The 14,982-nt window shown below is 59.8% G+C and carries 9 protein-coding genes and 1 pseudogene; 5 read left to right on the top strand and 5 right to left on the bottom strand.

Annotation, left to right across the window (positions count from 1 at the left end; all coding sequences use genetic code 11):
* Window positions 1–244: 244 nt before the first annotated feature.
* On the bottom strand, window positions 245–2,299 hold the full coding sequence (locus tag AB4Z13_RS20375; protein WP_442206629.1) for an ATP-binding protein: 2,055 nt from the start codon (window positions 2,297–2,299) through the stop codon (window positions 245–247).
* Window positions 2,300–2,595: 296 nt separating this feature from the next.
* A complete protein-coding gene (locus AB4Z13_RS20370; RefSeq protein WP_113325551.1) occupies window positions 2,596–4,131 on the bottom strand; it encodes a histidine kinase dimerization/phosphoacceptor domain -containing protein in 1,536 nt (511 codons plus the stop codon).
* A 1,206-nt stretch (window positions 4,132–5,337) separates the two neighbouring features.
* Here AB4Z13_RS20370 and AB4Z13_RS20365 point away from each other — a divergent pair.
* On the top strand, window positions 5,338–5,637 hold the full coding sequence (locus tag AB4Z13_RS20365) for a GCG_CRPN prefix-to-repeats domain-containing protein (protein ID WP_113325552.1): 300 nt from the start codon (window positions 5,338–5,340) through the stop codon (window positions 5,635–5,637).
* Window positions 5,638–5,749: 112 nt separating this feature from the next.
* Here AB4Z13_RS20365 and AB4Z13_RS20360 read toward each other — a convergent pair whose 3' ends face one another.
* A complete protein-coding gene (locus AB4Z13_RS20360) occupies window positions 5,750–7,864 on the bottom strand; it encodes a carboxy terminal-processing peptidase (RefSeq protein WP_442206628.1) in 2,115 nt (704 codons plus the stop codon).
* Between the two features lie 568 nt (window positions 7,865–8,432).
* Here AB4Z13_RS20360 and AB4Z13_RS20355 point away from each other — a divergent pair.
* From AB4Z13_RS20355 to AB4Z13_RS20345, 3 genes and pseudogenes are all read left to right on the top strand, one after another.
* Window positions 8,433–8,607 (top strand): annotated as a pseudogene (locus tag AB4Z13_RS20355) (histidine/lysine/arginine/ornithine ABC transporter ATP-binding protein); the annotation flags it as partial.
* 173 nt (window positions 8,608–8,780) lie between these two features.
* The gene (locus tag AB4Z13_RS20350) at window positions 8,781–12,029 is read left to right on the top strand and encodes an adenylate/guanylate cyclase domain-containing protein (protein WP_442206627.1); all 3,249 of its coding nucleotides are present in this window, start codon (window positions 8,781–8,783) and stop codon (window positions 12,027–12,029) included.
* Window positions 12,030–12,102: 73 nt separating this feature from the next.
* The gene (locus tag AB4Z13_RS20345; protein ID WP_113325555.1) at window positions 12,103–12,783 is read left to right on the top strand and encodes a peroxiredoxin-like family protein; all 681 of its coding nucleotides are present in this window, start codon (window positions 12,103–12,105) and stop codon (window positions 12,781–12,783) included.
* A 75-nt stretch (window positions 12,784–12,858) separates the two neighbouring features.
* On the opposite strand, the gene AB4Z13_RS20340 is transcribed toward AB4Z13_RS20345, so the two are convergent.
* The gene (locus tag AB4Z13_RS20340) at window positions 12,859–13,101 is read right to left on the bottom strand and encodes a hypothetical protein (RefSeq protein WP_442206659.1); all 243 of its coding nucleotides are present in this window, start codon (window positions 13,099–13,101) and stop codon (window positions 12,859–12,861) included.
* A 261-nt stretch (window positions 13,102–13,362) separates the two neighbouring features.
* Between AB4Z13_RS20340 and AB4Z13_RS20335 the strand changes: the two genes are divergently transcribed.
* Window positions 13,363–14,241, top strand: a complete 879-nt coding sequence (locus AB4Z13_RS20335) for an SMP-30/gluconolactonase/LRE family protein (protein WP_442206626.1) — start codon at window positions 13,363–13,365, stop codon at window positions 14,239–14,241.
* On the opposite strand, the gene AB4Z13_RS20330 is transcribed toward AB4Z13_RS20335, so the two are convergent.
* Window positions 14,204–14,896 carry a GntR family transcriptional regulator gene (locus AB4Z13_RS20330; protein ID WP_113322547.1) on the bottom strand — a complete coding sequence of 231 codons (693 nt, stop codon included), beginning with the start codon at window positions 14,894–14,896 and terminating at the stop codon, window positions 14,204–14,206. The two genes, AB4Z13_RS20335 and AB4Z13_RS20330, sit on opposite strands and share 38 nt — an antisense overlap.
* Between the last annotated feature and the right edge of the window lie 86 nt (window positions 14,897–14,982).

The following is a 14,982-nucleotide window of genomic DNA, read 5'->3' as shown; positions in this document are numbered from 1 at the left end:
TGGGAGGCCAACTAAGCCGCCTCGTGGAAATGCGCCGCTTCGGTTTCGACTGCGCGCCTCGGCAGCCGTTCGACGAGCCATGAATTCGTGGGCAGGCGAAGGGCTCTTTAAATCAGTTGGTTAGCTTCTGGAGGAATAGGGCGATCTCTTCTTTCTCGAAGTCGCAGACCATTGCGCGCTGCGAAGCCGCCAGCAACGGTCGCGACCGCGCAAAAAATGCGTATCACACAGACGTCGAAGCTGATCAGCCCTTCGTCGGAATTTCCAGACGCACGACGTTTGCCGATTGGATCACCGAGGTCCTCGCCTTCTCGAGGCAGGCCGCCAGATCCTCGACCTTGAAGGGTTTCGGGACGACCGGACGTCCGACTTCCGTACCGGCCTCCAGCCTGTCGCTGTAGCCGGTCATCAGCACGACGGGCAGAGACGCATCTCTGCGGCGGATCTCCTCGGCAAGCTCGATGCCCGACATGCCCGGCATCATGATATCGCTGACGATCGCCTCGATTTCAGGATGACGGTCCAGGATCTCGATCGCCTCGGGGCCACCTGCAGCTATGAAGATCGTCGGCACGATGCCGTCGAGCGCCAGTCGCACGGATTCCAGCGATGCCGGTGTGTCGTCGACGACCATGATCGTACGGGGAAGGCTCACCGAAGGAGCTGTATCCGCACGCGCCGCCCGCGGCTCGTTTGATCGCGGCAGAAGCAAGGTAAAGGCGCTGCCATGGCCGGCCAAACTTGCGACCTTGACTGCACCGCCGCTGCCGGTGGCGAAACTGTGGACCTGCGTCAGACCAAGGCCCGAGCCACCATTCTTCTTGGTAGAAAAGAACGGCTCGAACACCCGTGCCAGATTTTCCGGGGCGACACCTGTCCCGGTGTCGGAAATCGTCAGCGCGACGAACGGCCCCTTCAGCCCGGAATCCTCCGTGGCGGCGTCGAGCACATTGCGGGCTGAAATGGTTACCTTTCCGCCTGCCGTCATGGCTTCGCGCGCATTCGTCAGGATGTTGATCAGGGCAATTTCAAGCCCCGCAGGATCGACGTGAACCGGCCAGGTATCTTCCGGAACCCTGATCTCCATCAGGATCGCGTCGTTGACGGCTTGGCGCAGCAGCGGAGACAATTCGGCAAGCCTGACGTCCAGCTCGACCTGGGAGGCGCCCTGGTTTGAGCGTCTTGAAAACGACAGCAGCCTTTGCGTGATCGCCTTTCCCCGAGCGACTCCATCGCTCATATGCGCCAGAAGCTGCGTCACACGCTGTTCGTCATTTCGTCGCCTCTTGATGCCCTCCACCCCGGACTGGAAAACCATCAGGAGATTGTTGAAATCGTGGGCCGCCTGCCCCGTCAGCTTTCCAAGCGCATCCATCCGCTGCCAATTGGCCATGCTCTCCCATTCCCGGTTTCTGGCGCGCACCTCCCTATAGAAGAGGAATACAGCCGAGCCGGACAGCAGGAGCGTGAAACAACTCGCCGTCACAAGTAGCATGGTGGCCCTGCGCGCCAGCCGCTCATAGTCGGAGACCGGCAGGCCAACCCTTACCCGCCAGGGCGTGTCGGCGAGCGCGACTTCGGCGACCCGAAGCTCCATCCCGTCCTTGAGCGTGGCCGCGCCAATGTCCTGGCCGGAAAAGGTTGCGAATTCGCTGGCCGGATTACCGGCAAGCGCGGGAGCGCCGGTCGATGCCACCAGACGGTCCCGTCCATCGACGATCCAGGCCGACCAGGATCCTGGAAGTCCATTGGCATAAAGCAGTTTGGTCACGATCGTTGGACGGATAACCACCGACAGGACGGCTCTCAAACGATCGCTTCTCTGGATCGGGGCGCGCAACGCAAAGGCCGCCTGGCCTTTCGGCCCGATGGCGATATTGCCGACCAGGGCCGCACCTGTGCGAACCAGGTCGTCGTGGCTTTCCATGTCCACAACGTGCGTATCAGCCGACGGATCGAGCGGTGGAAACGACAGAACCACCTCACCCTTCTCGTTCGAAATCCGGATCTGTTCCCATTCGGGCACCCGATCGCGCAGACGCCGCGCAGTCTCGGCAAAGGCGGCACGGGGAATCGGTGGGTCGAGGCGGGGAGAGTCGGCGACGATCGAGAGCAACTGGATCTGGCTCTTGAGTTCACGTTGAAGAGTGGCGGCCAGCGTAGCTGCCCGGCCGCGAATGTCATCGTCGAGAGCGGCTTGCTGCTCCTTGATGAAGAACCTTCCCATCAGCGCCGCCAGTATGATGACCGGAATGAGCGACGCCGTAATGAGAAGGAGCGCTGGCCGGGTTTTGTTCAACAGACACTCCGGATATGTTCTTCGAGCCCCATCAAATAATCCAGGGCACGAAACTTGCAATGCCAAGCTGCGAAAAGACTGAGCTTTCCCCCTAAAGATAAGCGGTGACAGCAGAGCCGGTATCGCAACTCGGCTTTCGAATGGGTGTGCTTCGACCCGTCAGACCGTGTCGGCAGCCGGCCTTCGATGCGAACCGCGCACGTCATTTGCCTACGTCTTCCAGATCGCCAGGACAACCGCACACGTTGTCCGCCGTTTCAAATGTCCGGCACTCGGCCTCCCCCACGCCGCCCACATCATCGTGCGGCAATCGACAACAGGGCGGTGAAGACGGTACCTTGCGCCCGCTCGGTCCCGTAGGTCCCATCCATCTGGCCGACGAAGGATTTGATCAACCTGCTTCCCATGCCGGTTTCCGTTGCAACCGGCTCATATCCGACGCCGTCGTCCGCCACTTCAAGCAGGACCTTGCCGTCGGGGCGCTGAAGCAGCCTGATGCGGATATGTCCGTCGGCCCGGCCGACAAAGGCATATTTCATGCTGTTTGTCAGAAGTTCGTTCAGCAGCAATGCAAATGGTGTGGCCTTGTCCGCATCGATCCTGATGTCGTCGATCTCGAAGGTCAGCTTGATTTCGCGATCATGCAGCCCGACCAGCGTGCGAACCAGGTTTGGGACGAACTGCCGTGCAGTGACGCTACTGAACTGATCGAAGCCGTACATTTGTTCGTGCACCGCCGACATGGCGACGATCCGCTCGTTCACCCTCCGGACGGTTTCAGGCCGCAAGCCCTGCAGCCGGATGAGCGCCATCACGGTCTGGAGATTATTTTTCACCCGATGATGAATTTCCCGCATCAGCACCTGATTGGTTCGAAGCGCCTCGGCAAGTTCGGCGGTGTGGCGCGCGTCCGCATGCGCCAGCCTCAGGATCTTCAATCCGCCGATCACGGCCGCGCAAAGGGCCAGAAGAACGATCAGCGCGGCAATCGAAACATCGGTCCAGAAAGGCTTGAGGATTGCCGCGGTGTCGGCCGATGCGATGGCGACGAAGGGTGTGCGCTCGACGATGCGGTATGCCACCAACCTTTCGACCTGGTCGACGGGTGAGACAGACACATAAGAGCCCGACGTTGCCTTACGCATATAGTCGGTAAACAGGACGTAGTTGCCGAGATCGACAGCTTCTTTCGGCTCGGGATATCTGGCGATCAGCTTTCCATCGCGCCTCAGGAAGCTCACCGTCGAGTTTGGCCCGAGCGACGCAGCGTCCCAGATCGATCGCAACATCCCGACATCAAACGCCAGGATCGCGACGGCTTCGAACTTGTCGTTCCGCTCGATGCGCGCAGCCGAGAGGAAGACGTGGCGATCTGTGTTGCGCATGACCGTCATCGCCGACGTATGGTCCTCTGCGCCATTGGCCAAGCGACGGAAAAAGGTCTGGTCGACGATGTCGGCCGGGCTGCTTTCCCGGTCGGTCGAATAAAGTAAGGTCCCGTCCGCGGCGACCACATAGGCGGTTGCAGTGGTCGGCAATTCGGCCGTCGCGGCGTTGAACCTTCGAATGCGCTCCCCGCCTGATAAGGCCTCCGCCGTTCCGAAGGCATCATCCATGCGGTGAAGGGTCTGGCGCGCCAGGGAGTTGATCCAGATCGCGTTGGCTGCAACGATCTTGGCCGTGGCTGTGACCTGATCTTCCCCACGCGTAACGGCGGAGATGTAGCTCGAATGCAGCCAGAAGCCCAAGACAAGCGAGAGCGCAAGGAACATTGACACGATGGCGGCTATCGCAGCCCTGCCGACAATCGTGAAGCCTTTGGTGAGGCCCATCGAATCCCCATGGATTTAACAGGGAGCACTGTCGGATAGCAGGCTATCAGAGTCAAGGATAGGTTGCAGCCGTCCCGCTCCTCCCATTAGCCGCAACCCGATTTAGTGGACCAACACACGCTTTGCGAGCTTGGTGGCCGACGGCTCCGGCTCAGGGTCAGCGTGGAAGGCAAGCGATCGGACGAGTCCGGAAGGCTCGATTGTGAAGCGGCTGACATTGCTGCCTCTCGACGAGAATTATGGTATTCTCAAAATTACGGTTATCCTTGGCTGGGAGGCAGTTGATGGTCGCGCGAAGGGACATGACAAGCGACGAATGGAAGTGGCTTGTGCGGCTCTGCCAGCACGAAGCGGATAGCATTCCCAAGGCGATCGAAGCGAGGTTAACCGAGCTCGGACTATCCGGGCCGAATGGTCTTTCGAACGAAGCGAGAGACCTGGTTCAACATGAATTGTTGAATGAGCGGCGAAATCGGCTGCAGGGCCTTCATTGAGTTATTGATCGACCACAAAGGTGGTACGCGCTCTCTTGCGCGAGGTCCAATCCGCAAGGCAGGACCTTTCTGCGAGCCGACAGGTGCGACAGTGCTTGCGGCAGCATGCGATCTGTTCGCGACAGACAAGATCGGACTGAACGATACAGTCGTCCGCATCGTCACGTACCCAGTCGCAGCCCCACAATAGGAACTATCGCCTCGACCCATCGTTACCTCCGCACAAAAGCGAGGTAACGTCATGAAGAAAATCATAGGACTATCGGCGGCGATCTTTGGATTGATCTCCACTTGCGCCTTTGCGCAGGCACCAGCTGAACCATCGCCGCCTCCACCCGCATCGCCAGAATCCAGTAGGGAAAATCCACCACCTCCGCCGAATTCTTCACGCAAAAACGAAGACCGAGCGGACGCTGATTGGCGGTCGCAGCCGAGGGAGCGCGGCGCCCGGTTCCACATCGAGAACGGCCAGACCAGGATCGACCTCAGGTGCGCCGACGGGGACTCCACGAAGGACTGCGCCGACGCAGTTCTGCAGGTGCTGGAGCATTTGCAAACGTCCAATTCCGGCAACAACGATCGACGCGGCGATGACCGACGTGATCGCTGGGAGCGCGACTAGCAGCTAAAGCTGTCCCTCAGGTGAACGGCGTTTTCAGCCTCGGTTCACCAGGACAGGCGCTAAATCCCTCCGACAATCGGAGAAAAGAAGATGCGAAAACTTCTAGTCACTATAGCCCTTCTCGCAGCCGGAATAACGGCTGGAGCCGCAAATGCCGCGCCTGTCGGCAGCATGACGGCGCCAGCAGCCTCGAACATCATAACCGTCGATTTTGCATGTGGCCGCGGTTATCACCTGAGCCCGCGCGGCTTTTGCCGACCCAATCGGTGGGCACCGCCGCCGCGACGCTACTACGGTTGGGATCGCAGCTACGGTTGGGATCGTCCCCATCGCGGCTGGCGCGAATACAGGCGCTACGAGCGCTGGGATCGCGATCGCGACTGGCGGTGAGCACTCCTTTCGCCGGCCGGAATCTCGATCACCTGCTATAGTTCATGCCGGTGATCGACCGCCGCCGTCATGGCTGGACTACCCGGAGCACCACGAAATTGATCGGGCATGACTATTTGCCCGTATCCCCCGATTGTTTCGTAGCTGCCCGCAACACGCCTTTCTGCAAATCCGCCTCGTCAGCAAGAATGGCCGCCGCCTCGTTCAGCAAGACGTCTTTTGCTTTCTTGCGTGCATTTTCAATGGCAATATCGGCACTCAGGCTGCGCTCGTTTGACTCCAGGCCATCATCTCCACCAGGATCTTCGCCATCGCCTAACTCGGCTCGAGACTTCCGTCGATTTTCTCGAGCGGTCGCTTCCTTGCGACGTTCGGCTTCATTGAGAGAGATAATCCCCTTCTCGCGCTGCGCCTTGAGGTCGGCAATATCCTTTACGAGACCTTGGAAGTCCGGATCGCTCGCAACCCGCCCGTCATGGCGGCTTTGCAATGTCGGCAGCAACTTCGTAACCGTGTCGGCGGGCGTGTAGTTCGCGGGCTTGATCTGCGCCCACGGCAGGGCATTGTCATAACTGGTCTCGCCGAAGCTCGTCGGATCTGAAAGTCCAGGCAAACTGATATCAGGCGTCACACCGCGCAACTGCGTCGTACCGCCGTTGACCCGGAAAAACTGGGCAATCGTCACTTTCAGTTCCCCGAATTCGGGTTTGCTGTTGCGAACCATCTGGTCAAGGTCGACGACGGTCTGAACCGTCCCCTTCCCGAAACTGGGTTCGCCGACGATCACGCCTCGACCGTAATCTTGGATTGCCGCAGCAAAAATCTCTGAAGCCGATGCCGACCCGCGATTGATCAGGACACCCATCGGGCCTGTCCAGACAGGTGCTGCAAACTCAGCGCTTCTGACCTCGACCTTACCATCGCTGCCGCGTTGCTGAACGACCGGGCCATTGCCGATGAACAGACCGGTCAGATCAATCGCCTCGTCCAATGAACCGCCGCCATTGTTGCGCACGTCAATGAGAACGCTATCGACCTTTTCTTGCTTCAGTTCATCGAGAAGCTTGGCGACATCGCGGCTTGCACTTTTATAGTCCTTGTCGCCTTTGTGCCGAGCCTCAAAATCCTCGTAGAATGTTGGCAGAGTAATCACCCCGATTTTGCGCGTGACGTCGCCCACGTTCACGGACAGCACGGTCTTTCTGGCGGCCTGCTTATCGAGACTGATTTTATCGCGCACAAGGCTGACAACGCGGTGTGCGCCATCTGCGCCGGCATCCGCCGGCAGGATGTCCAAGCGCACGACGGAGCCCTTTTTCCCGCGTATCAATTGCACGACTTCATCAAGGCGCGTGCCTACCACTTCTTTTATCGCACCATCCTTGCCTTGACCGACGCCGGTAATGCGGTCTCCGACCGAGAGCTTGCCGGACAACTGGGCCGGACCGCCAGGCACGAGCTCGCGGATCGTCGTGTAGTCGTCGCGCTCCTGCAGTACCGCACCGATACCAAACAGTGAAAGCTTCATCGAGATATTGAAGTCGGCCGAAGCGTTCGCGCCAAAATAGTCCGTGTGCGGATCGATCGACGTCGCATAGGCATCCATGAACAACTGGAAAACGTCGTCGCTTTTATACTGGTAGGCGCGCTCAAGAGCGTTTGCGTAGCGTTTGTCGAGCGTTTCGCGAATAGCCGCGTCGGTTTTGCCGGCGAGTTTCAACGGCAACCAATCGCTTTTGACGCGCTTGCGCCAAAGCTCATTGCTCTCGGCTTCCGACTGCGGCCAGGGCTCTTTGTCGCGCAGTACGGAATAATTTTCCTGCACACTGAAATCGAAGTCCTGCTTAAGCAAATTGCGCGCGTAGTTCATGCGATCGACAATACGCTGTTCATACGCGTTGAAGATCGCAAACGGGATCTTCAAATCCTTCTGTTCGATGGCGTCGTCGATCTCGCTGCGGTCAGACATGAACCTGTCGATGTCGGCTTGCAGGAAGAGCACATGGTCCGGATCCAGTGACTTGATAAACTGATCCATAATTCTGGCCGACAAGGCATCGTCGAGTGCAATGGGCCTGTAACTGTATCGCGTGAGAAGTTGTGCACTCAACTGCGCGGCTTGCGCCTGTTGCTTTAGCGGCGCCAAAACAGGAGGTGATGCGACTTCAGCATAGGCGGACTGCGCGACTGCAAGAAATGCAGCAAGAAAAAGGTATGGTATGCGCATTCAGCTTCGATCCAATTCTTAGTGCCTGTTGTCGATGTGCGATCTAGGCGGGTAATTATGGTTTTTTGGCAACCAAATGGTAAACGGCATGGTTTGCAAAGCCGCGAAAAACCATCCGGCACGATCAGTCGGGAGGCAGTGAAGCCCATCGGGGCTTCAACATAGCACCACGCAAAGCGCGCGGGAAAGCGGGAATTCGCGTCACACGAGGTCGTGACAAGGGCAGCCGCAGGAGCTTCAGGATAGCGGTCCGCAGGGAAGCGGGGCCAACTGCCCTAGGACTTCGCGTTCCGCCTTCGGGCCGCGCTCGCCACAAGTCGCGATCCTCACACCTGCCAACCAGCCAGCACTGCCTCACCTTCTTCAGTTCACCCCGGGTTCGGCAAGTGACCGCCTACCGACGCATGTCGTAGTGATATATTGATGCATTAGCGCTTTAGAACCTCTTTGCGTAGCATGACGTGCCCCCGTCAAATTGGGCCATTCAGACCTGGGATTTTCCACTTATGATCCCCGTTCGGAAGAAGAGGAGAATTCGATGAAGGTGGTGACGGTGGTCGACGGTCCCGATGGCCGCACTATGCTGATCGTGACGCACGAGATGGCGTTTGCGCGCGACGTTTCCAATAAAGTTTCTTCACGAGGGTGTCATCGAAGAAGCCGGCGCGCCTGCCGAGCTTTTCACGCAGCCGAAATCCGAACGATTTCGGCAGTTTCTGTCAGGGCGAGGCGACGCCGTTTGACGTGCGCTTCAGATCCCGTTCGCAGCCTGATATTCAACGCTGACACGTCAATCCGACCACTTGTTTAGTGCTTGCAGGCAAGTGGCAGCAGGTTCATGCTTGTCTTCGCTTTTGAAGCCCGCCAGTAGCGGCTGATCAGCCGAACAAAGTGGGCTCGTCGTGAGACGCGTGCGATGGAATGCGCCGGCTGCGGTTTCGACATTCAAAGGGGTTTTGCTTTCTGTCCGCGATGCGGCGCAAAGCAGCCGCTCTTGTGTGCTGGCTGCGGCTACTCATGTCAGCCCGATTTCGCCTTCTGCCCCCATTGCGGCGCGTCGCTTGCCAGCAAAATGCAGCCCGTCCTGAAGTCAAGTACCGAGGTGGCGGTACCGGAAAAATCAGACAGCGATGCCGATCGGCGGCCGGTGACCGTGCTCTTTGCCGATCTCTGCGGCTTCACCACTCTGAGCGAGCAGATCGACCCCGAAGTCATGCGGGCGCTGCAGAACGAATTGTTCGAAGAGATGACCCGGGCGGTTGAAACTTATGGAGGCTTCGTCGACAAGTTCGTCGGCGATGCGCTGCTGGCGTTGTTCGGCGCGCCTGTGGCGCATGAGGACGATCCGATCCGAGCGCTTAACGCGGCGCTCGACATGATCGATCGGGCCACCGAGGTCGGCACGCGCTGGCGTTCACGCGCCCGCGTACCGCTGCGGCTGCATATCGGCATCAATAGCGGACCTGTCGTCACCGGCGGTTTCGGTGCGGTTGGCGCAAAGTCCTATTCTGTCACCGGCGACACGGTGAATACGGCACAGCGCCTGCAGTCCATGGCCGGCGAAAACGACATCCTCGTCGGGCCGCTGACCTATCGCCTCACCCGTCATGCCTTTGCCTTCGATAGTCTCGGCGCACAGACACTGCGGGGCAAAAGTGGTAACGTCCATGTCCATCGACTGACAGGGCTCCTGGAAGCGCCGCATACCGCGCGGGGGCTTGAAAGTTTCGGCCTGCAAGCGCCGATGATCGGACGGGACGCGGAACTGTCGCGGTTGCTGACATGCCTCGATCTTGCCTGCGGCGGCACGGCACAGCTTGTTCGCTTGATCAGCGAAGCGGGCATCGGCAAATCACGCCTGGCGAATGAATTCGTGACAATCGCCGGCAATGCCGGCCGTTTCCCGGGCCTCGCCATTCGCAAAGCCACTTGCTCTCCCCTCGGCGAACAATCCTATGGTACGCTTGCCGCCGTGGTGCGGAGCGCCTACAGCGTCGGCGAGCGGGATGATCCCGACAGGACGCGGCAACTGCTGTCGACGGGGTTTCGCGCGTTGGATTTCACGCAGGAGGAAGTCGAGGGGCTTTTGCCGCTCTTCCTGCATGTCCTCGGCCTCGGTGACCCCGACGGCGCGTTGCGGCATATCGAGCCGGAGCAGTTGCGGCGGCAGATCTTCTATGCGGTCCGCACCGTCTTCGAGCGGCGGCTGGGACAGGGTCCGCTGCTGCTCGTTATCGAGGATCTGCATTGGGCGGACGCCGCCTCGCTGGAAGTGCTTCGCTTCATGATGGACCGGCTGGAGCGCAGCCGGCTGATGCTGCTTGCGATCTACCGGCCGACATCGCAGACCGACCCGCTGAATTCCGATCGTGTCAGCGTCACCGTGCAACGCCTTGGTCCGCTCATGGCAGCCGACGGGCAGAAGCTGCTTGCCGCGTTTTTCGGCGAGGCTCACGGAAAGCTGCCGATCTCGATGCGAAAGCGCATCCTTGAGCGGGCCAGTGGAAATCCGCTTTTCATCGAGGAAATCCTTCGGGGACTGATCGACATTGGCACGTTGCATCATGACGGTCAGCACTGGCATGTTGCGGCCGAAGACATGGATGTCGATATCCCGGTCAATCTGCAAGCGCTGCTGCTTGCCCGCGTCGATCGTCTGCCGCAGGAGATAAGGCGGTCGGCGCAAGAGGCGGCGGTGGTGGGACCGAAGTTCGATACCGCGCTCCTGCGCACCGTCGCCACCGATCCGGCCGGCATCGATGCTGCATTGGATTACCTCTGCGACGCCAATATCATCGAGGAACTGCGCGGCCCCGATGCCGCTGTATCGCCGGGCTATCGATTCAGCCAGACGCTGATGCATGACGTCATCTACCATAATCTCCTGCTGCAAAGACGCATGGAGCTTCATCGACGGATCGGCCAGTTTCTGGAACGCCAATATGGCGCCTCTCCCGACCGGCCCGAGCATCTGGCGCTGCTCGGCCACCACTTCAGCCTAACCACCGAAAGAGCCAAGGGAGCAGCCTATCTGATGGCGGCGGGCGATCTGGCGCGCAAGACCTACGCCAATGACGATGCGATGCGCCTTTACCGCCAGGCGCTTGCTGCCTTCGCAAACGAAGCGGAGGTGACGCCGGAGCAACCGGCACTCCTGGAGCGCCTTGCCGATCTCTGCGGCCCGGCCGGTCTGCGCGACGCTGCCTTGAACCATTACCAATGCGCGCTTGCGATCCATCGCTCCAAGGACGACCCTATCGCCGCAGCTAGGATACTGCGAAAGATCGGCCGCCTGCATCTCGATGCCGGGCGCCGCGATCAAGCGGAGACACATTGCGCCGAGGCTGAAGCACTGATCGCGGCGATCGATGCGCCGGTCGAACATGCGCATCTTCTACAGGAGCGCGGTCATCTGGCCTTCCGCATGGGGGATCAGGCCGCTGCCGCCGAGTGGGCCACGCAAGCCCTACAACGCCTGCAAACGCTACCGATCGACGGAACGACTGAGGCCGGACGGGAGGCAGCGCGCGCGATGGCGGAGGCGCTGAACACCAAGGGTGTCGCACTTGCGCGGCTCGGGCGGCGGCGCGATGCCGTGCAGGAAGTGGAACACAGTCTTTCCGTCGCCGAAAAGGCCGATCTACAAAGTGCCGCCTGTCGCGCCTATTCCAATCTCGGTGTCCTCTACACCATCGTCGATCCGGGCAACGCCATCAGGATCTGCCGGCGCGGACTAGAGGTGGCGACCCGTATCGGCGATCTCGGCTTCCAGGCGCGCCTTCTCGCCAATCTCGCAGTCTCCTGCTGCACTTTCACCGATCGCTGCGCCGCCGAAGGCGTGCCGGCGGCGGAAAAGGCCGTCGAAATCGACCGGGCGCTCGATCAGCGCGATCATCTCTCCGTGCCGCTGATTGTGCTCGCCCAGATTCATCAGTGCCATGGGCAGCCGAAGCTAGCTCGTAAGTATTACGAGGAAGCCCTTGAGGTTGCGAAGGAAATTGACGAGCCGCAATTGCTCTTTCCGTGCTATGATGGTCTGGCGACACTCAGCCTCGAGCATGACGACATAGACGAGGCGGAACGGTATTTCACGCTGGCACAGGATGTATGCATCCGCCACAACCTCGATCCAGCCACGCTCGTCGTATTGCCGTTCCTCGACTGACTGTCCCCGTTGCAACGACTGCAGGAGATCGATGAGGAGAATCGTATCCAACGCATAAAGGGAGGAATGAAAGATGCAGGAGAACCACGTAGCAAAACCATTGCAGCCAGGAGATCGCGCGCCGAACGTAGTGCTGGATGCGATCACCCGCCAGGGCAAGATCGCTATTGACGATTTTCGCGGCCAGAAGCCGGTGCTCGTCGGGTTGTTCCGCGGACTGCATTGCCCCTTCTGTCGCCGGCAGATCGCCGCTATGGCCGAACTCACCAATGCCCTACAGGAGAAAGGCATCGATAGCCTGACCGTCGTCAACACGCCGATCGATCGCGCCCGCCTCTATTTCCGCTACCACCCGCTTCCCAATCTGCTGGCGGCTTCCGATCCGGAACGGGTATCGCACAAGGCCTTCGGCCTGCCGAACCTTCAGTTCACGGAAAACGAGAACGACTGGCCGCACAAAGTCAGCATGAGCACTGTGTCCTCGATGCAGATCGACATGCCGGGCGAGCTTCCGGCGCCCATGGGCGTGATGGAGGCGGTGGAATATCTCGACAAGGCGGATGGCTATGAATTCACCGAGGACGACACGCAGATGATCGCCACCGGCCACGGCCAACTTGTCGGCGAATTTCTGCTCGATCGAGATGGCGTCGTGCGTTGGTGTTTCACCGAAGTCGAGGATGGTGGCCGCCATATGTTCGGCGGCCCCGCCCCGCGGGAGGTGATGTCGGCAGCTTCGAACATGGCAGTCTGAGACGAATTGCTGGTGCGACAAGCGACGACAAGATTATGTCGTCGCTTGAAGGACTGATGGTGACCGATCTTCTGGTTACCGAGAACATGGATGGGGAAAACACAACCATTCATCGTGGCGGATCCCACACCCGCAGTCCTGACAGCCGCTACCACCCGTCGCGTAAAAAGCTGCCGCGCAAACCTCATCCCTGAGGATCGTGTCGCCGCAATAGATCCAGCTGATTTCCTTGTCGGCTGCCTGGGCCGTGACCGCGGTCAGTGCCGTCGAACCAAGCAGGGCGAGCGCCATAAGGCCAGTCTTGATGGTAATGCTCACGTCGTTCCCCAGAGGATCCTTGTCCGCCGCCCACGCCAAAATCCCGTTCGTTTGGATAAAATCTCAATTAGTTTGGATGTCATCGCAGGGCTGAAACTGGAAACGCAGGTCGCGGGCACCTACTTAAGTTATTGGTCCTACGCAGTCGGCGTTTGAGAATACGATTCTGGAATTCCAATAAGCTTAGCTAGAATTACGATTTTTTTTGATCCAGAATTCCCTTCTTTTGGTGCGGACACGGCGAGGCAAGCCTGGGGCGAAATGACGATCACATTCGAAGTCTTCTCCGACCACTGGGCGCATCTCGGCGAGAGCCCGGTCTGGTCGGAGAATGAAAATTGCATCTGGTGGGTTGATACCGATGGCCGCAGGCTGCTTCGCACCGATTCGGCAACCGGCAAGACCTCGACATGGGACGCACCCGAAGCAGTCGGCTGCATCGCGTTGCGGACAGATGGAACGTTGCTCGCAGGCCTTGCGACCGGCATTTTCCTCTTTGATCAGCGGACAGGCCTGTTCAAGCGCGTCTGCGCGCCGGAAAGCCGCGCGGATGTCCGCTTCAACGATGGGACGCTCGACCCCGCCGGCCGGCTCTGGGCCGGCACGATGCAGCGGGAGATGGCAGCGCCAGCGGGAGCAATCTTCTGCATCGAGCCCGATTTTAGCCACCGCCGGGTCTTCGAAGATTTCTGGACACCGAATGGCCTGGCCTTCGATCCGATGCGGCAGAGAATGTATTTTTCCGATTCCCATCCTTCGGTTCAGGCCATCTGGGCCTGCGACTACGATCTTGCCACCGGCACGCCGTCCAACCGGCGGGTCTTTGCGACCACGCATGCCTTTGCTGGACGGCCCGATGGCGCATTCGTCGATGAGGACGGCGTCTACTGGATTGCCGGTGTCGGCGGCTCGCAGTTGCTGCGCTTTGCGCCATCGAGTGAGCCGCTTGAGCCGGTGGAGCTACCGGTAACCCACCCGACCAAGCTCGTGATGAACCGGACAATGCCGCGCACGGTCTTCGTCACCACGCGACGCATGGCCGATCCGGAGCAGAGCGACGCCTCCGGCCATCTGCTGCGCTGCCTGCTCCCTGAGGCTGTCCTTAGCGCTGGACGAAATCGGGATATTGTTCGCAGATGAGATCGATGATCGACAGCGTGCCGGACAGGTGCTTGCGCATGGCCGCGACCGCCCATTCAGGCTCGCCGGAGCGAACCGCTTCAATGATCGCACGATGATCGGCAAGCACCGTCTCCAACTTGCCGGGCATCGGCAGGTTGAGGCGGCGCAGCCTGTCGAGATGGACGCTCAGACGCCGCACCGTTGCCCAGAGGCCCAGAATGCCGCTGCGCTCAAAGAGCGTGCGATGGAAATCCCTGTCGAATGAATCGAACTGGTCAAACTGATCCGCCGAGGCCACCGCCTCCTGTTGCCGAAGCACCCGCTCCAATACCTGCGCCGTCTCGGCCGGGCTTTCGAGCGTCAGCCGGCGGACCGCCTCGAGTTCGATCGACAGCCTGAGGAAATGCGCCTGGGTGGCGTGGTCGATATCGATCTTGGCGACAACAGTCGCATATTGCGGATAGACCTCGACCAGTCCCTCCTCTTCAAGCCGTATCAGGGCGTCGCGCACCGGCGTCTGGCTGACATTGAACTCGCTCTGCAGCGCGATGCGGGACAGAACCGTTGTCGGCGTCAGATCCATGGAGAGAATGCGGGAACGAAGGATTTCAAGAATTTGCGGCGCGACCTGGCGCGTTCGGTCGAGGGCAAATTGCGTCCGGTTAACTTTCACGCCTGGCCATCCATCCTGTCGAAGCACTGCCGACCGTTTAAACATATTTTGTGACTTGATGCACTGATACATTAGTGCTTTAGTTA

Origin of the sequence: Rhizobium sp. YAF28, from assembly GCF_052113285.1 — a bacterium.
In the GTDB taxonomy this organism is placed as follows: Bacteria; Pseudomonadota; Alphaproteobacteria; order Rhizobiales; family Rhizobiaceae; genus Rhizobium.
This window is presented reverse-complemented; position numbering and strand designations above follow the sequence as displayed.